This is a genomic window from Pseudomonas sp. GD04158 (assembly GCF_029834875.1).
GTDB lineage: Bacteria > Pseudomonadota > Gammaproteobacteria > Pseudomonadales > Pseudomonadaceae > Aquipseudomonas > Aquipseudomonas hydrolytica.
The window spans coordinates 1-17,907 of sequence record NZ_JAODYT010000056.1 but is presented as its reverse complement, the minus strand read 5'-3'; the positions used below and the strand labels follow the sequence as shown (position 1 = coordinate 17,907).

Below are 17,907 nucleotides of genomic sequence, written 5' to 3'. Positions count from 1 at the left end.
GGAGTTCAAATGTCTACCCTGCCCCTCAAGCGCGGTGGCGTGCTGCTGGCCGCCCTGTTTGCTGCTCAGGTCCAGGCGGCCAATCTGGTGGTGTGCAGCGAAGCCAGCCCGGAAGGTTTCGATATCGTCCAGTACACCGCTGCCACCACCGCCGACGCCACGGCGGAAACCCTGTTCGAACGCCTGGTGGCCTTCGCCCCCGGCAGCACCGACATCGTTCCGGCGCTGGCGCAGAGCTGGGAAATCAGCGATGACGGCCTGAACTACACCTTCACCCTGCGCGAGGGGGTGAAATTCCACGCCAACAAGGAATTCACGCCAAGCCGCACCTTCAACGCCGACGACGTGCTGTGGAGCTTCCAGCGCCAGCTCGACCCGGCGCATCCCTGGCACAAGCTGTCACTGCGCGGCTTCCCCTACGCCGAGTCCATGGGTCTGGCGCAACTGATCGAGCGCATCGAAAAGCTCGACGAGCATCGCGTGCGCTTCGTTCTGAAGCATCCCGAGGCGCCTTTTCTGGCCAACCTGGCCATGGGCTTCGCCTCGATCTACTCGGCCGAATACGCCGAGCATCTGCTCGCCAGCGGCAAGCCCGAGCGGCTGAACAACGCCCCCATCGGCACCGGCCCCTTCGTCTTCGAGCGCTACGCCAAGGACGCCCAGGTGCGCTTTCGCGGCAACCCGGACTACTGGGACGGCGCACCGGCAATCGAACGCCTGATACTGGCCATCACCCCCGAGCCCAACGTGCGCCAGCAACGGCTCAAGGCCGGCGACTGCCAGATCGCCCTCTACCCGCGGCCGGTGGACATCCCGGCGCTCAAGGCCGATCCGCAACTGCAGGTGCTGGAGCTGGATTCGCTGCTGACCGCCTACATCGGCATCAACACCCGCCATCCGCGGCTGGGTGACGTGCGCGTGCGCCAGGCGATCAACCTGGCGTTCGACAAGGCCGCCTACATTCGCGCGCAGTTTGGCGAGGGCAATGCCACGCCGGCCGTGGCGCCCTACCCGGCGCCCCTGTGGGGCCATGACGAAACGCTGCAGGACTGGCCGCACGATCCCGAACGGGCCCGTCAGCTGCTGGCCGAGGCCGGTCACCCCGATGGCTTCGCCCTGTCGATCTGGACTCGCCCCGGTGGCGGGCCGACCAACCCCAACCCCGGTATCGGCGCGCAGATGCTGCAGGCCGATCTCGCCGCCATCGGCATCCGCAGCGACATTCGCGTGTTCGAGTGGGGCGAGCTGATCAAGCGGGCCAAGAACGGCGAGCACGATCTGGTGTTCATGGGCTGGGCCGGCGACAACGGCGACCCGGACAACTTCCTCACCCCCAATCTGTCCTGCGCCGCCGCCGAGAGCGGCGAGAACCAGGCGGGCTGGTGCGACAAGGCCTTCGATACGCTGATCGCCCAGGCGCGCCGCGAACCCGAGCAGGATAAACGCGCCGCGCTGTATCGCCAGGCCCTGGGCATCTTTCACGAACAGGCGCCGTGGATCGCCCTGGCCCACCCCAAACAGTTCGCGGCGCTGCGCAAGGGCGTCGAAGGCTTCGTGCTCAGCCCGCTGGGCTCGAACAATTTCGCCAAGGTGAAAGTACCCTGACGCCGGGAACCGGTGACGGCGCTCCGGCACCGGTTCCGCGCGGTTAAACGTCCAGACCGAAGGGGTCGTCCACCGAATGGCTGGGCTGGGTAAACCAGCGCGGGCCGTCGGCGGTCATGTAGAAGTGATCCTCCAGGCGGATGCCGAACTCGCCCGGCACGCAGATCATCGGCTCGTTGCTGAAGCACATGCCCTCTGCCAGCGGTGTGTCATCGCCGCCGACCAGATAGGGTCCCTCGTGAATGTCCAGGCCGATACCGTGCCCCGTACGGTGCGGCAAGCCCGGTAAGGCGTAACCAGGCCCAAGCCCTGCGGCCTCCAGGCTACGCCGCGCCGCCGCGTCCACCGACGAACAGGGCGCCCCCAGGGTGGCGGCCTCGAACGCTGCCTGCTGCGCGGCTTTTTCCTTGTTCCAGAAGTCGCGCTGGCGCGCGCTGGGCGTGCCGAAGACGTAGCTGCGGGTGATGTCCGACAGGTAACTGTGCACCTTGCAGCCGGTGTCGATCAGCACCATGTCGCCGTCCTTGAGCCGCTGCGCATGCTTGACCCCATGCGGAAAGGCGCTGGCAGCACCGAACAGGACGATGCAGAAGGTCGAGCCAGGCGCACCGACGCGGCGGTGCGCCTGGCGGATGAACTCGGCGACCTCGGTGGTGCTGATGCCTTCATGGAGGATGCTCGCAGCAGCCTTGTGCACCTCCAGGGTCATGTCCTTGGCGCGCTGCATCAGCGCGATTTCCGCCGGCGACTTGCATTGGCGGCAGGCCGTGGTGACGCACCCGGCGTCGACGAAGCGATAACCGCCGGTCAGCTGGCGGATGCCTTCGAACATGAAAAAAGGCAAGGAAGAACAAAGGCCTACCTTCGGCGGCGCACCATCATTGGGCAATACCCCGAGGCGCTTCAGGCAGTTCAGAAACAGCACATAGGGGCTTTCGTGCTCCTGCCAGGTATTGATCGTGCCGGGCACCACCTGAAAGTCGCGCACCGTGCCCTCCTCGAAGGCCGGCGCCAGATATTCCAGTGCGCCGCTGGCCGGCAGAATCGCACCGACCATGCGCTCGCTGGCATTCCACTGCACGCCGGTGAAGTACTGCAGGTTGCTGCCGGCGGCAAGGAACAGCGCGGCGATATCCTGGTCGCGCATCAACGCCTGAGCGCGGGCGATGCGTGCCTGGTACTCCGCCTCGCTGATCGGCTCCGCGCCGGCCATCATGTTCTGCAGGCGCGCCAAGGCCTGCTCCGGCGTACTGCCGCCGACTCCCAGTGTCATCTGCACATCCTCGTCTGGCCCCAAGACGGACATCGTCGGCGGGCAACTTGTCGCAAAAATTTAAGTTCTACTTAAATTTTGGTCAAAGCCTTTTTCAGCCTGACTTAAAAAGCTCGCCGGTATCGGGCTGGAGTCGCGGCGGCTCATGGGTATACTCCGCTGACCCGAATAGCGAGCCACTTTCATGACCGCAGATCGCATTGGCGAACGTTTGCGCCGCTACCGGCGGGCCGCCGGCAAGACTCTCAATCAGGTGGCGGCCGAGGCCGGCCTGACCGCCAGCTTCCTGTCCCAGGCAGAGCGCAACCTGACCGGCGTCTCGCTATCCTCGCTGGCCAGCATCGCCAAGGCGCTCGATGTGCCGCTCAACGTGCTGTTCGACCAGCCCGCCCAACCGCAGCCGGATTCGCACGTGAACGAGCGGGTGCGCTACACCGTCGGCGGCCAGCTGCTGGCCTACGAACGCCTGTCCAGCTCTTTTCCTGGTAACTCGATCAATGCGGTGAAGATGAACATTCCGGTGGGTTACCAGTCGGAGCTGATTGCCCACGAAGGCGTGGAGTTTTCCTACGTGCTCAGCGGGCGGATCGTCTACACCATCGAAGGTCGCGACTACCCGCTCGGCCCCGGCGACTCGGTGCATTTCGATGCCGGCAAGCTGCATCGCCTGGCCAACAGCGCCGACACCCCGGCCGAAGTGCTGACCATGACCACCATGGCGCTTTTCGACGATCACCCCGTCAACGAGTGATTTTTGCCCCGATTTAGGGCAAACATGCGCAATGTTAGTGCTGCTTAATTTTTGTTGACCCCTATTTCAGCATGACTTAATTTCGAGTTCGACCCGGTTGGGCTACCCGCCTTCACCGCATACCGAGCTCGCGCTGCACCCAGGCGCGAACAAAAAAAGAAAAAAGAGGTTCGCATGCGTATGTCTCCCCTGTGCAAGGCCCTGCTTACCGCAGGCCTGCTCACCAGTGCTTCGTTCGCCCACGCCAGCAATCTGGTGTATTGCTCCGAAGGCAGCCCGGGTGGTTTCGACCCCGGCCAGTACACCACCGGCACCGATTTCGACGCGGCCTCGGAAACCATCTTCAACCGCCTCGCCGAATTCGAACGCGGCGGCACCAAGGCCCAACCGGCCCTCGCCACCTCCTGGGACGTCAGCGAAGATGGTCTGACCTACACCTTCCATCTGCGCGAAGGGGTCAAGTTCCACACCACCGATTACTTCAAGCCGACTCGCGACTTCAACGCCGACGATGTGCTCTTCACCTATCAGCGCATGCTTGATCGCAACCACCCGTTCCGCCAGGCCTACCCCAGTGAATTTCCCTACTTCACCGACATGGGTTTGGACAAGAACATCGCCAAGGTCGAGAAGACCGACGACATGACCGTGGTCTTCACCCTCAACGCCGTCGACGCCGCCTTCGTGCAGAACTTGGCGATGAACTTTGCCGCGATCCACTCGGCCGAATACGCCGACCAGCTGCTCAAGGCCGGCAAGGCCGCGGAGATCAACCAGAAGCCCGTCGGCACCGGCCCCTTCGTGTTCAGCCGCTACCAGAAGGACGCGGTGATCCGCTTCAAGGGCAACACCCAGTACTGGGCGCCCGAGCAGGTGAAGATCGACAACCTGATCTTCTCCATCAACACCGACGCCTCGGTGCGCGCCCAGAAGCTGCGCGCCGGCGAATGCCACGTCACCCTCAACCCGCGCCCTGCCGATCTGCAGAGCCTGCAGGCCGACAAGAACCTCAACGTACCGACCGAGCCGGGCTACAACCTCGGCTACATCGCCTACAACGTCACCCGCGCGCCCTTCGACAAGCGCGAAGTCCGTCAGGCGCTGGACATGGCCGTGAACAAGACAGCCATCATCGACGCCGTGTACCAGGGCGCCGGCCAGCTGGCGGTGAACGGCATGCCACCGACCCAGTGGTCCTATGACGAGTCGATCAAGGATGCCGCCTACGATCCGGAGAAAGCCAAGGAGCTGCTCAAGGCCGCCGGCGTCAAGGAAGGCACCGAGATCACCCTGTGGGCCATGCCCGTGCAGCGCCCCTACAACCCCAATGCGCGGCTGATGGCCGAGATGCTGCAGAACGACTGGGCCAAGATCGGCATCAAAGCGCGCATCGTCAGCTACGAATGGGGCGAGTACATCAAGCGCGCCCATGCCGGTGAACACGACGCAATGCTGATCGGCTGGACCGGCGACAACGGCGACCCGGACAACTGGCTCGGCACCCTGTACGGCTGCGCCTCGGTAGACGGCAACAACTTCTCCAAGTGGTGCGACGCCGAATACGACAAGCTGGTGGTCGCCGCCAAGCGCGTGACCGAACAGGAGCAACGCAGCGAGCTGTACCGTCAGGCACAGGCGGTTCTCAAGCGCGAAGTGCCGATCACGCCGATCGCTCACTCCACGGTCTACCAACCGATGCGCAGCAGCGTCAAAGGCTTCGAGATCAGTCCCTTCGGGCGCAACAGCTTCAGCGGTGTCAGCAACAACTGATAGCCCGCTGCGCGACCGCCGTTGCGCGACCGCCATCGTGAGACAGCCACGCACGACGGCCCGAACAAACCTTCGGGCCGCGTCGTGATCGAACGGCTAACCTGCTACCTGCGCGAAGCGATCGCCGGAATTCCAGGCGGCTCGATACCGTTCTGACTAGGAGTTACCCACCGCCATGCTGAGCTTCATTGCACGCCGCCTGGGCTTGCTGATCCCCACCTTCTTCGGCGTCACCCTGCTGACCTTCGCGCTGATTCGCCTGATCCCCGGTGACCCGGTGGAAGTGATGATGGGCGAACGCCGTGTCGACCCGGAGATGCACGCCCAGGCCATGGAGCGCCTGGGCCTGAACAAGCCGCTGTACCAGCAGTATTTCGACTACATCGGCCAGCTTGCCAGCGGCAACCTGGGTGAGTCGCTGCGCTCGCGCGAGAGCGTGTGGCGCGAGTTCCTCACCCTGTTTCCCGCCACCGTCGAACTGGCCCTGGCGGCCTTGTTGTTCGCCGGCACCCTGGGGGTGATCGCCGGCGTGGTCGCGGCGCTCAAGCGCGGCTCGCTGTTCGACCACGGGGTGATGGGCATCTCGCTCACCGGCTATTCGATGCCGATCTTCTGGTGGGGTCTGCTACTGATCATGTTCTTCTCGGTGGGCCTGGGCTGGACGCCGGTCTCCGGGCGCATCGACCTGCTCTACGACATCCCGCCGGTCACCGGCTTCATGCTGATCGACACCCTGCTCAGCGACGAGCCTGGCGCCTTCGGCAATGCCCTGCGCCACCTGATCCTGCCGGCCATCGTGCTCGGCACCATCCCGCTGGCGGTGATCGCACGCATGACCCGCTCGGCCATGCTCGAGGTGCTGCGCGAGGACTACATCCGCACCGCACGGGCCAAGGGCCTGTCGCAGGCGCGGGTGGTCTTCGTGCACGGCCTGCGCAACGCCCTGATCCCGGTGCTGACGGTGTTCGGCCTGCAGATCGGCAGCCTGCTGGCCGGTGCGGTGCTGACCGAGACCATCTTCTCCTGGCCCGGCATCGGCAAATGGCTGATCGAATCGATCGGCGCGCGCGACTACCCGGTGGTGCAGAACGGCATCCTGCTGATCGCCTGCCTGGTGATCCTGGTCAACTTCACCGTGGACATCCTCTATGGCCTGGCCAATCCACGTATTCGCCATCAGAAGTAAGGAAGGCGTGATGAATCGTCTTGTAGGGTGCGCCGTGCGCACCAATAGCGGCGACCAACCATCGGTGCGCACAGCGCACTCCACCCAGGGGGCATGCCCATGACTGCAGCCACCAGCCTCGACCAGAGCCTGCTCTACCCCTCGCCGCTGAAGGATTTCTGGCAGGCCTTCAGCCACAACAAGGGCGCGCTTGGCGGCCTGGCGTTCATGCTGCTGATGGTGTTCTGTGCGCTGTTCGCTCCCTGGGTCGCGCCGCACCATCCCAGCGAACAGTACCGCGACTTCCTGCTCACCCCGCCGGTATGGCTGGACGGCGGCCAGTGGCGCTTTTTGCTCGGCACCGACGAGCTGGGCCGCGACCTGCTCTCGCGGCTGATCCACGGCGCGCGCCTGTCGCTGATGATCGGCCTGGCCTCGGTGGTGCTGTCGCTGATCCCCGGCATCCTCCTGGGCCTGGCTGCCGGCTTTTTCCCGCGTCTGCTCGGCCCGTCGATCATGCGCCTGATGGACATCATGCTGGCGTTGCCGTCGCTGCTGCTGGCGGTGGCCATCGTCGCCATCCTCGGCCCTGGGCTGATCAACACCATCTTCGCCATCGCCATCGTCTCGCTGCCTTCCTACGTGCGCCTGACCCGCGCGGCGGTGATGGGCGAACTGGGCCGCGACTACGTCACCGCTGCGCAATTGTCGGGCGCGGGCCTGCTGCGGCTGATGTTCGTCACCGTGCTGCCCAACTGCATGGCGCCGTTGATCGTGCAGGCCACGCTGAGCTTTTCCTCGGCGATTCTCGACGCCGCCGCACTGGGCTTTCTCGGCCTCGGCGTGCAGCCGCCCACGCCCGAGTGGGGCACCATGCTGGCCTCGGCGCGCGACTACATCGAACGTGCCTGGTGGGTGGTGACCCTGCCTGGTCTGGCCATCCTGCTCAGCGTGCTGGCCATCAACCTGATGGGCGACGGCCTGCGCGATGCGCTCGACCCGAAACTGAAGAACGCCATCTGAGGAGGCCCATATGCACATGATGATCCCGGTGCGCATGGCGCACCCTACTGCACGGCCCCCTCGGGTGCGCCGTGCGCACCACGGCGGACTGGAGACCACACCATGAGCCTGCTGGATATCCGCAACCTCTCGGTGCGCTTCGGCGCTGCCGACGCCGTGCCGGTGGTCGACGGTCTCGACCTGCGGGTGGACAAGGGTGAGGTGCTGGCCATCGTCGGCGAGTCCGGCTCCGGCAAGTCGGTGACCATGATGGCGCTGATGGGCCTGATCGATGCGCCCGGCATCGTACAGGCCGACTGCCTGCAGTTCGACGGCACCGACATGCTGCGCCTGAAGGGCCGCCAGCGTCGGCATATCGTCGGCAAGGACCTGGCCATGGTGTTCCAGGACCCGATGACCGCCCTCAACCCCAGCTACACCGTGGGCTTCCAGATCGAGGAAGTGCTGCGCCAGCACCTCGGTCTGAAAGGCAAGGCGGCGCGGGCCCGTGCCCTGCAGCTGCTGGAAAGGGTGGAGATCCCCGGCGCCGCCAGCCGCCTCGAGGCCTACCCGCACCAGCTTTCCGGCGGCATGAGCCAGCGCGTGGCAATCGCCATGGCGATCGCCGCCGAACCCAAGCTGCTGATCGCCGACGAACCCACCACCGCGCTGGACGTGACCATCCAGGCGCAGATCATGGAGCTGCTGCTGAATCTGCAGCGCGATGAAGGCATGGCCCTGGTGCTGATCACCCACGACCTGGCGGTGGTCGCCGAAACCGCCCAGCGCGTCTGCGTGATGTATGCAGGACAGGCGGTGGAACTGGGCCGGGTGCCGACCCTGTTCGACGCGCCCAGCCACCCCTACACCGAGGCACTGCTCAAGGCCATTCCCGAACACAGTGCCGGCGCCCATCGGCTGGCCACGCTGCCGGGCATCGTTCCCGGTCGCTACGACCGTCCGCAGGGCTGCCTGCTGTCGCCACGCTGCCCCTACGTGCAGGAGCGCTGCCGCCAGCAACGCCCGACGCTGGACGCACACGAGCGAGGCGCCGCGCGCTGCTTCTTCCCTCTGGTACCCACGGCGGAGGTGGCCTGATGCACACCGTACTGCAAGCCCACGAGCTGACCCGTCACTACAGCGTCTCGCAGGGTCTGTTCAAGCCATCGGCAACGGTGCAGGCGCTCAATGGCGTGTCATTCACGCTGGCGGCCGGCAGGACCCTGGCGGTGGTCGGCGAATCCGGCTGCGGCAAGTCCACCCTGGCCCGCGCCCTGACCCTGATCGAAGAGCCCAGCGCAGGCAGCCTGCAGATCGCCGGGCGCGAGGTGGCCGGCGCCAGCAGGACCGAGCGCAAGCAATTGCGCCGCGACGTGCAGATGGTGTTCCAGAACCCCTATGCCTCGCTCAACCCGCGGCAGAAGGTCGGCGATCAGTTGGCCGAACCGCTATTGATCAACACCGACCTGTCGCGTGCCGAGCGCCGTGAGAAGGTGCAGGCGATGATGCAGCAGGTGGGCCTGCGCCCCGAGCACTACCAGCGCTACCCGCACATGTTCTCCGGTGGCCAGCGCCAGCGCATCGCCCTGGCCCGCGCCATGATGCTGCAGCCCAAGGTATTGGTGGCGGACGAGCCGACCTCCGCGCTGGACGTGTCGATCCAGGCGCAGGTGCTCAACCTGTTCATGGACCTGCAGGAGCAGTATGAGACCGGCTACGTGTTCATCTCGCACAACCTGGCGGTGGTGCGCCACGTCGCCGACGAGGTGCTGGTGATGTACCTCGGCCGCCCGGTAGAGATGGGCGCGGCCGAAGCGCTCTACGCCCGCCCGCTGCATCCCTACACCCGCGCCCTGCTGTCGGCGACGCCGGCCATCCATCCCGATCCGGACAAGCCGCGGGTACGCATCAGCGGTGAGTTGCCCAATCCGCTGAATCCGCCCTCCGGCTGCGCCTTCCACAAGCGCTGCCCGCATGCCGATGAACGCTGCCGCGGCGAACGCCCGGAGCTCAGGTTGATCGATGCGCGGCAGGTGGCCTGCCATCATGTGGAGCGGATCGTCGACTAGCTCCCGGCCATGGCGCGACGCCGGTGTCGCGGGACCGCCCAGGTCATGCGCACCAGCCGTGGTGCGCACGGCGCACCCCAGGTTACAAGGTGGGCGAGCAATGGATGGCGCGGCGCCGGGTCATGGCGCCGATGGCAGGGTCAGTTCGATGCTTTCGGCCAGCGAATCTTCCAGCCGCTGCAGCTCGACGCCGACCGCAGCGGCGTCGTCGGCCAGGGATTCGGCGATACGGATGAACTGCGGCGTCGCTTCGACGAAGGCCAGCACCACCATCGGATCGAAGCGCGTGGCGCTGGCCGCGCTGATCTGCGCCACCGCCTGCGCCGGGCTGATGCGCGGCAGATAGGGGTGCGGGCAGGTCAGTTCCTCGAAATGGACGATCAGCGCCATCAGTCGCGCCGACAACGGAATCTGCTCGCCATGCAGCCCCTGCGGAAAGCCCTTGCCATCCCAGCGCTCGTGCTGACCGTAGACGATGTCCTTGGCATCGGAGAGGAAGCCGGCATTGCCGCCCAGCTTGCGCTCGGCGCGCTCCAGGGCGTCACGCGCGGCCGTCACGCCCTCCTGCAACAGGCGCAGATCGGCCTCCTCCGGCTCGCCGTGGCTGAGCAGCACGCGGTCGGGCAGGGTCAGACGCCCCAGTACGTGGAGCATGGCCGAACGTCCCAGCTGGGCGATGCGCTCGGCGTCCAGCTCGGCGCTCAGCGCCGGCTGCTGCCGGGCCAGGGCCGTGGCCAGGCACCTCATGTAACGCTCGATACGCTGCAGATGGCGGCTGCGCGGGTTGTCGCGCATCAGCGCCAGGCTGGCCATGGCCTCGATGGTCACGTCCTGCAGTTTCTGGATGTCGCGGGTGCGCCGCTTGACCTCCAGCTCCAGGTATTCGCTCTTGTCGCGCAGGTAGTCGGTGGCAGCCTTGAGCTGCAGCTGCGCCCTGACCCGGGCGAGCAGAATGGGCGGGCTGATCGGCTTGGTGATGTAGTCGGCGGCGCCCAGGTCGAACCCCAGCTGCTCGGCGGCCACCTCGCTCTTGGCGGTGAGGAAGATCACGGGAATGTCGCGGGTCTGCGGGTCGGCCTTGAGCTGGCGGCAGACCTCGTAGCCGTCCATCTCCGGCATCATGATGTCGAGCAGGATCAGATCCGGCGCCGGGCTGGCCTGAGCGATACGCAAGGCCTTGGCGCCGTTGCTGGCGACCTTGACCCGATAACGGTCGATCAGCAGCTCGCTGATCAGCTGCAGGTTGTCCGGGGTGTCATCCACCACCAGCACCATTTCCTGTTCGGGTCTGTCGAGCATCTCGACCATCGCGTCTCTCCGTGCCTCAGCACTCAATGCCTCGTTAGCACTCTATGCCTCTTTGCGCCGCGGCCTCGCGCAGCACCTGCAGCGCCCGCTCGAAGTCGTAGCCCTGTACCGCACGGGCGATGGCTGCATACCCCTCATTAAAGGCGCTCTGCAGCATTTCGCCCTGCTCGGCCAGCAGTTTTCCGCTGCGCGGATCGTCGTCGTCGAGCAGGTGCGCGAGCTGCCGGCAGACCGTTCGCAAGTGCTCCTGATCGAAGCCCTCCGCCGCGCTGCTCGGTACCTGCGGCAGGTGCATGGCAATGGCAGCGAGCAGCGGTTGCAGTTGCCGCTCCAACTCGGCCAGCAGCGCCTCGAACGCATCGCTGCCGCTGGCGAGCGCACGTTCCAGTTCGGCCGCCTGCGCCTGCAGGGCGCTGGCACCGATGCTGCCGGCCAACCCCTTGAAGGTATGAGCCAGGCGCTCGCCACGGGCGTTGTCGCCATCGGCAAGGGCACCGCGCAGCTGTGCCGGAAAATCGGCCTGCACGCTGGCGAACTTGCCGAGCAGCTCCAGGTACAGCTCGCGCTTGCCCAGTACCCGACGCAAGCCAGCGGCCACGTCGACTCCGGGCAGCTGCAGGTCCAGCTCCACCGTCTCCTGCGCCTGCCGCAGGCCGCTGTCCGCGCCCGGCAGCCAACGCATCAGAGTGCTCCACAGGGCCGTAGGTTCGATGGGCTTGCTCAGATGATCGTTCATGCCGGCCGCGAGGCAGGCCTGACGATCGTCGGCCAGGGCATTGGCGGTCATGGCCACGATGGGCAGCGCGGCGAAGCGCGCCTGGGCGCGCAGCAGACGGGTCGCGGCCAGGCCATCGAGCACCGGCATCTGCATGTCCATCAGCACCAGCTGGTAATGGTCGTCCGCCGCAGCCTGCAGCCGCGCGATGGCCTGCTGCCCGTTGCCGGCAACCTCCACCTGCAGGCCGGCCTCCTGCAGCAGGGCACTGGCCACCTCCTGGTTCAACGCGTTGTCTTCCACCAGCAGCACGCGGCGCCCGGCGAAATCCGGTATGCCGGTGCTGACGGCGCCGTGTGCGTGACCGCTGTCGGCGCGGCCATCCAGGCAGCGCATCGCCACATCGAACAGCAGCGAGGGGTTGAGCGGTTTCAGCAGCACGTCCTCGACCCCCATGCGCCGTGCGCCCTGCAGCAGATCCTCGCGGCCGTGGGCGCTGACCATCAGCACCTTGGGCTGCGGAGACAGCGCCAGTGCGCGTACCCGCCGCGCCAGCTCCAGCCCGTCGATGCCGGGCATCTGCCAGTCGATGAACAGCAGTTCGAAGGCATCGCCCGCCGCCTGGGCCTGCTCCAGCAGCGCCAGCGCCTGAAGGCCGTCGGCCGCCTCGCTGACACGGAAGGTCATGCCACGCAGCATCTCGCTGAGCACCAGGCGGGCGTTGGCATTGTCATCGACCACCAGCACGCGTCGGCCACGCAGATCGGCCTGCGGCTGCAGCGCCGCACGCTGGCGGTCGCCCAGGGCGAACGGCAGGCGGCACCAGAAGCGGCTGCCACGGCCAAGCTCGCTGTCCACCCCCACCTCGCCCCCCATGGCCTCGGCCAGCCGCTTGCAGATGGCCAGGCCCAGTCCGGTGCCGCCGTACCGGCGGGTGGTGGAGCTGTCCGCCTGCTGGAAGGATTCGAACAGCCGCGCCTGCTGCGCCGGGCTCAGGCCGATGCCGGTATCGCGCACCGAGAACAGCAGCCAGACCTGCTTGCCGTCGCGCTTCTCCAGTTCGATGGACACCTCGACCTCGCCGTGCTCGGTGAACTTGACCGCGTTGTTGGCGTAGTTGATCAGGATCTGACCGAGCCGCAGCGGATCGCCGAGCAGGACGCAGGGCACCTGCGCATCGCGTCTGAACAGCAACTCCAATCCCTTGCCGGCAGCCTTGTCGCCGATCAGGTTGGCCAGGTTGTCGAGCACCTGCTCGAGGTCGAACTCGATGCACTCGACGCGCACCTTGCCGGCTTCGATCTTGGAGAAGTCGAGGATGTCGTTGATCACCCCCAGCAGGTGCTGGCCGGCCTGCTGGATCTTGTTCAGGTAATCGCGCTGGCGGGGATCGAGATCGGTCTTCAGGGCCAGGTGCGACATGCCGATGATGGCGTTCATCGGCGTGCGGATTTCGTGGCTCATGTTGGCGAGGAAGTCGGCCTTGGCCTGCGCCGCCTGTTCGGCCATCGCCTTGGCCCGCGCCATGGCGACCTCCACCTCCTTGCGCACGGTGATGTCGCGGCCGGTACCGACCAGCCCGAGCAGCTGCCCGCGGTCGTCGTAGAAGGCCGCACGCAGGGTGTCGTAGAACACCCGGCGGCCGTCGGCATGGGTCAGCCAGGTCTCGGTCTCCAGCGGCATGCGGCTGGTCAGGGCACGGCGGTCGAGGCCGGCACGCTCGCGGCTCAGCTCGGCATCGAACAGTTGCTCGTCGCGGCAACCGACCACCGTCTCCGGGCTGCGCCCGAAGATTGCCGCGAACGCCGGGTTGCAGCCGCGGTAGACGCCGTCGCAGTCCTTGAACCAGATCGGATCGGGTATCGCGTTGATCAGCGCCAACAGGGTACTGCGCTGACGCCTGGCCTCGGCTTCGGCGCGCTGACGTTCGGCGATCTGCACGGTCAGGCGGCGATTCCAGATCAGCACGAAGACGATCAGCACGAACAGCCCCAGCACGTAGGGCCAGCCCACCTGCAGGGCCTTGCGCCAGTTGAACTCGGTGAGCGGCGGCAACCAGCGCACCCGGATGGTCTCGCGCTCCTCGCCGCTCAGGCTGGCCAGGGCGCGGTCGAGCAGCTCCACCAGCTGTGGCAGGTCGCGGCGCACGCCGAAGCGGATCTCGCTGCTGCTGAGCCCCGATTCGCCACGCAGCTCCAGGTTGGTCAGGTTGTGCCGGCGGATCAGGTAGCTGGCCACTATCATGTCGCCGAGGTAGGCATCGGCGCGCCCCGAGGACACCGCGCGCAGGGCCTCCTCGGTATTCAGCGCCTCGATCAGCAGCACGTCGGGCACTTCATCGCGCAACCGCTGCTGCAGGACGTAGCCACGCTCGATGGCCACACGCTTGCCGGCCAGGTCGGCGACCCGCTGGATCTGCACCTCGGGGCGACTGAAGATCAGGCTGCTGCTGATCAGGTAGGGGTCGCTGAAACGCATCCAGCTTTCGCGCTCCGGGGTGCGCGCCACCGAGGGCAGGATATCGATCTCCCCCTTGCGCAGCGCCGCCAGGGCCTGCTCCCAGTCGTCGTAGTACACCGCGTCGACCTGCACGCCGAGGCGCTCGCCGAGCAGGCGCAGGTAGTCGGCGCTGATGCCCTGGTAACGACCGTTCTCCACCATGTCGAAGGGCGGCCAGCCGGTACGCTCCACCCCCACCAGCAAGCGCGGATGCTGCGCCAGCCAGGCCTGCTCCGCCTTGCTCAGCGGCAACGCCCTTGCCGGTAGCAGTGCACTGCAGCACAGCAGCACCAGTACCCAGCCAATCAATCGCCGCATGCGCCCTCCCCGGGTTTGCTCGAGCTGCCACCACGTCGCCCGTCCTGGCGCGGCAGCTCCCAGACAGCCTTTAGACTAGCCCGGCTTTGAAAGCGCATTACGGATTGGCACTGACCCGGCCGCGGGCCGACAATCGAGTCAGTCACGAGGAACATACCGATGCTCGACTCCGACCACTGCTGGCAGGCCGTCTGCGCGCGCGATACGCAACACGATGGCGCCTTCGTCTTCGCCGTGCGCACCACCGGCATCTATTGCCGGCCGAGTTGCCCGGCACGGCGGCCGCGGCGCGACAACGTGGTTTTCTACAGCGACGCCGCCAGCGCCGAAGCCGCCGGTTTCCGCCCGTGCAAGCGCTGTTCGCCGCAAGGACAAAGCCCGGCGCAACAGCTCGATACGCTGGTCGCGGCCGCCTGCGCGCTGCTGCGTGGTGAGCAACGCCTGACGCTGCCACAGCTGGCGGCACGCATCGGCCTGTCGCCCTCGCATCTGGCGCGTGCATTCAAGGCGCGCACCGGCCTGACGCCCCATGCCTGGGCTGCAGCTGAACGCCGCAGCCGTTTCGACGAGCGCTTGGCACAGGCGCACAGCGTGCTCGACGCCGCCTTGGCCGCCGGCTACTCCGGCACCCGTGCCCTGTACGAAAAACCCCAGGCCATGACGCCCGCACAGCGCCGCCAGCGTGGCGCCGGCGAATGCCTGCGCTACAGCATCGCCCCCTGCCCGCTCGGCCAGGTGCTGCTGGCGACCAGTGACCGGGGCGTCTGCGCCCTGCTGTTCGGCGATGATCCACAGGGGCTGCGCGAGGAGCTGCAACAGCGCTTCGCCGCCGCCCGCCTCGAAGAGGATGCAGAGAGTTTGCGCAGCTGGCTGCAGCAGGTGCTGACGCAACTGGAAGAACCGCAGCGCGCCATCCATCTGCCCCTGGACATTCGCGGCACGGCCTTTCAACAGCGGGTATGGCAGGCGCTGCAGCGCATACCCAAGGGCGAAACCCGCAGCTACGCCGAACTGGCCGGGCAGCTGCACAGCCACCCACGCGCCGTGGCCCGTGCCTGCGCCAGCAATGCCATCGGCCTGCTGGTGCCCTGCCACCGCGTGGTGGCCAGCGATGGCAGCCTCAGCGGCTACCGCTGGGGGCTGCAGCGCAAACGGCGCTTGTTGGAGCAGGAGCAGTCGTAAGGCATCGCGGATTCTCGGTGCGCGTGGCGCACCCTACACGCCGATGCGCGTGGCAACCGGTGCGCCGTGCGCACCAGCTCTGCTGGGTTTCCACACCAGCTCGTAGGGTGGGCTTTAGCCCACCATTCCTGGACGGCGCTTTGCGTAGCCGGATGCAATCCGGGGACAGATTCAGTGCCGCGGTCCTACACCAGCATCGCCTTCGCCACCTCGTTGCGCGTGCTGCGGCCGACCAGCTGTTCCACCAGGGTCAGGGCGAAGACCAATGCCGTACCCGGCCCCTGACTGGTGATGCAGTTGCCGTCGACCACCACCGCCTCGTCGACGAAGGTGCAACCGCTGAGGCGATCGCTGAAGGCCGGGTAGCAGGTCATGCGCCGTTGCCGCAGCACGCCGTACTGCTGCAGCGCCAGGGCGGGCGCAGCGCAGATGGCGGCGAACAGCTCACCGGCCTTGGCCTGCTGGCGCACCCGCTCGGCCAGCGGCTCGAACTCGGCCAGGTGCTGCGCACCGGGCATGCCGCCAGGCAGCACGATCAGGTCGAAATCCTGCGCCAGCACGTCCACCAGCATGGCATCGGCGGTCAGGCGGGTGCCACGGGCGCAGGTGATCATCCGGCGCTCCTCGATGCTGGCTACCAGCACCTCGATCTCGGCACGGCGCAACACGTCGATCAGGGTCACGCATTCGAGATCCTCGACCCCCTCGGCGACGGCGATCAATGCTCGCTTGCTCATCTTTTTCACTCCTTCGGGCTGAAGCAGAAACTGTCTGCTCGGTCATGAAAATGGCCTCAAGGTTGCATGGCAACGGCCGCTGGGCCGGCCGTCTGCGTCGCAGGCCCATAAGTTCACCGGCGAAAAACCTTGCTGGTATCATGCGCGGCTTTTGCAGAAACCGGCAATTTCCGGCCGGAATATGCTTTGCTTGCTTCTGAGCATTTTTGGTGCACTTGCGCCTCGGGGAGACTCCATGCTGGAAAGACTGTTCCAACTCAAAGCCCACAACACCTCGGTACGCACCGAGGTACTGGCCGGGATCACCACCTTCCTGACCATGGCCTACATCCTCTTCGTCAACCCCAACATGCTGGCCGAGACCGGCATGGATCACGGCGCGGTGTTCGTCGCCACCTGCCTGGCCGCCGCCATCGGCTCGCTGATCATGGGTCTTCTGGCCAACTACCCGATCGCCCTGGCGCCGGGCATGGGCCTCAATGCCTTCTTCACCTATACCGTGGTCATGACCATGGGCTACAGCTGGCAGACCGCCCTGGGCGCGGTGTTCCTCTCCGGTGCGATCTTCTTCCTGCTGTCGATCTTCAAGATCCGCGAGTGGATCATCAACAGCATCCCCCTGGCCCTGCGTGCCGGCATCGCCGCCGGTATCGGCCTGTTCCTGGCGATCATCGCGCTGAAGAACGCCGGCATCGTGGTCGACCACCCGGCCACCCTGGTCGGCCTGGGCGACATGAGCAAGGGCGGCGCGCTGCTGGCCTGCCTGGGCTTTTTCGTCATCGCCGCGCTGGCCTATCGCAAGGTCACCGGCGCGGTGATGATCGGCATCCTGCTGGTCACCGGCCTGTCCATCGTGCTCGGCCTGTCCGAGCTGCCGGGCGTGGTCTCGATGCCGCCGTCGCTGATGCCGACCCTGCTGCAGCTGGATATCGCCGGCGCGCTGGATATCGGCCTGATCAGCGTGATCTTCGCCTTCCTCTTCGTCGACCTGTTCGACACCTCCGGCACCCTGGTCGGCGTCGCGCAGAAGGCCGACCTGCTGGACAAGGACGGCAAGATGCCGCGCCTGGGCCGCGCGCTGATGGCCGACAGCACCGCCACCATGGCCGGCGCCGCGCTGGGCACCAGCACCACCACCAGCTACATCGAATCGGCTGCCGGCATCAGCGCCGGCGGGCGCACCGGCCTGACCGCCTGCGTGGTCGCCGCGCTGTTCCTGCTCAGCCTGTTCTTCGCCCCGCTGGCCGGCTCGGTGCCGGCCTACGCCACCGCTCCGGCGCTGCTGTTCGTCGCCGTGCTGATGATGAGCAGCCTGGCGCAGATCGACTGGGACGACCTGACCGTCGCCGCCCCGGTGGTGGTCGCCGCCCTGGCCATGCCGCTGACGTTCTCCATCGCCAACGGCATCGCCTTCGGCTTCATCGCCTGGACCGCGGTCAAGGTGCTGTCCGGCCGCTGGCGTGAACTGAACCCGGCGATGTGGGTGCTCTCTGCCCTGTTCATCGTCAAGCTG

13 protein-coding genes are annotated in these 17,907 nt (G+C 66.6%); 9 read left to right on the top strand and 4 right to left on the bottom strand.

Translation table 11 applies throughout. From position 1 onward, the window contains the following. The first annotated feature begins 9 nt into the window (after positions 1-9). Entirely contained in the window at positions 10-1,605 is a 1,596-nt protein-coding gene (locus N7333_RS18330) for an ABC transporter substrate-binding protein (RefSeq protein ID WP_177491156.1), read from the top strand. 43 nt (positions 1,606-1,648) lie between these two features. Here N7333_RS18330 and N7333_RS18325 read toward each other — a convergent pair whose 3' ends face one another. Beyond that, positions 1,649-2,878 carry a Xaa-Pro peptidase family protein gene (locus N7333_RS18325; protein ID WP_129482894.1) on the bottom strand — a complete coding sequence of 410 codons (1,230 nt, stop codon included), beginning with the start codon at positions 2,876-2,878 and terminating at the stop codon, positions 1,649-1,651. A 184-nt stretch (positions 2,879-3,062) separates the two neighbouring features. Between N7333_RS18325 and N7333_RS18320 the strand changes: the two genes are divergently transcribed. The 6 genes from N7333_RS18320 to N7333_RS18295 all read left to right on the top strand — a co-directional run bounded on the left by N7333_RS18320 (position 3,063) and on the right by N7333_RS18295 (position 9,635). Next, the gene (locus N7333_RS18320; protein WP_003242840.1) at positions 3,063-3,629 is read left to right on the top strand and encodes a cupin domain-containing protein; all 567 of its coding nucleotides are present in this window, start codon (positions 3,063-3,065) and stop codon (positions 3,627-3,629) included. A gap of 174 nt (positions 3,630-3,803) precedes the next feature. Next, positions 3,804-5,399: an ABC transporter substrate-binding protein gene (locus N7333_RS18315; protein WP_129482893.1), complete on the top strand. Its 1,596-nt coding sequence runs from the start codon at positions 3,804-3,806 to the stop codon at positions 5,397-5,399. Positions 5,400-5,574: 175 nt separating this feature from the next. Then, complete coding sequence (locus tag N7333_RS18310; RefSeq protein ID WP_129482892.1) at positions 5,575-6,585, top strand: ABC transporter permease subunit; 1,011 nt, start codon at positions 5,575-5,577, stop codon at positions 6,583-6,585. A gap of 99 nt (positions 6,586-6,684) precedes the next feature. After that, the gene (locus N7333_RS18305) at positions 6,685-7,587 is read left to right on the top strand and encodes an ABC transporter permease subunit (protein ID WP_011920994.1); all 903 of its coding nucleotides are present in this window, start codon (positions 6,685-6,687) and stop codon (positions 7,585-7,587) included. A gap of 102 nt (positions 7,588-7,689) precedes the next feature. After that, positions 7,690-8,664, top strand: a complete 975-nt coding sequence (locus tag N7333_RS18300; protein ID WP_129482891.1) for an ABC transporter ATP-binding protein — start codon at positions 7,690-7,692, stop codon at positions 8,662-8,664. Next, positions 8,664-9,635, top strand: coding sequence for a peptide ABC transporter ATP-binding protein (locus N7333_RS18295; RefSeq protein WP_129482890.1), 972 nt, complete (start codon positions 8,664-8,666; stop codon positions 9,633-9,635). Before N7333_RS18300 ends, N7333_RS18295 begins: the two co-directional genes overlap by 1 nt. A 120-nt stretch (positions 9,636-9,755) precedes the next feature. Here the strand turns inward: N7333_RS18295 and N7333_RS18290 are convergent, their stop codons facing one another. Both N7333_RS18290 and N7333_RS18285 read right to left on the bottom strand, forming a co-directional pair. Beyond that, complete coding sequence (locus tag N7333_RS18290) at positions 9,756-10,943, bottom strand: HD domain-containing phosphohydrolase (RefSeq protein WP_003242834.1); 1,188 nt, start codon at positions 10,941-10,943, stop codon at positions 9,756-9,758. Between the two features lie 34 nt (positions 10,944-10,977). Next, positions 10,978-14,475: a response regulator gene (locus tag N7333_RS18285; protein WP_129482889.1), complete on the bottom strand. Its 3,498-nt coding sequence runs from the start codon at positions 14,473-14,475 to the stop codon at positions 10,978-10,980. Between the two features lie 159 nt (positions 14,476-14,634). On the opposite strand from N7333_RS18285, the gene ada reads away from it, so the two are divergent. Continuing rightward, on the top strand, positions 14,635-15,657 hold the full coding sequence (gene ada, locus N7333_RS18280) for a bifunctional DNA-binding transcriptional regulator/O6-methylguanine-DNA methyltransferase Ada (protein ID WP_129482888.1): 1,023 nt from the start codon (positions 14,635-14,637) through the stop codon (positions 15,655-15,657). A gap of 185 nt (positions 15,658-15,842) precedes the next feature. On the opposite strand, the gene N7333_RS18275 is transcribed toward ada, so the two are convergent. After that, positions 15,843-16,394, bottom strand: coding sequence for a DJ-1 family glyoxalase III (locus N7333_RS18275; protein WP_003242831.1), 552 nt, complete (start codon positions 16,392-16,394; stop codon positions 15,843-15,845). A 235-nt stretch (positions 16,395-16,629) separates the two neighbouring features. Here N7333_RS18275 and N7333_RS18270 point away from each other — a divergent pair. Continuing rightward, a partial coding sequence (locus N7333_RS18270; RefSeq protein ID WP_279859196.1) for an NCS2 family permease occupies positions 16,630-17,907 on the top strand: 1,278 nt, incomplete at its 3' end.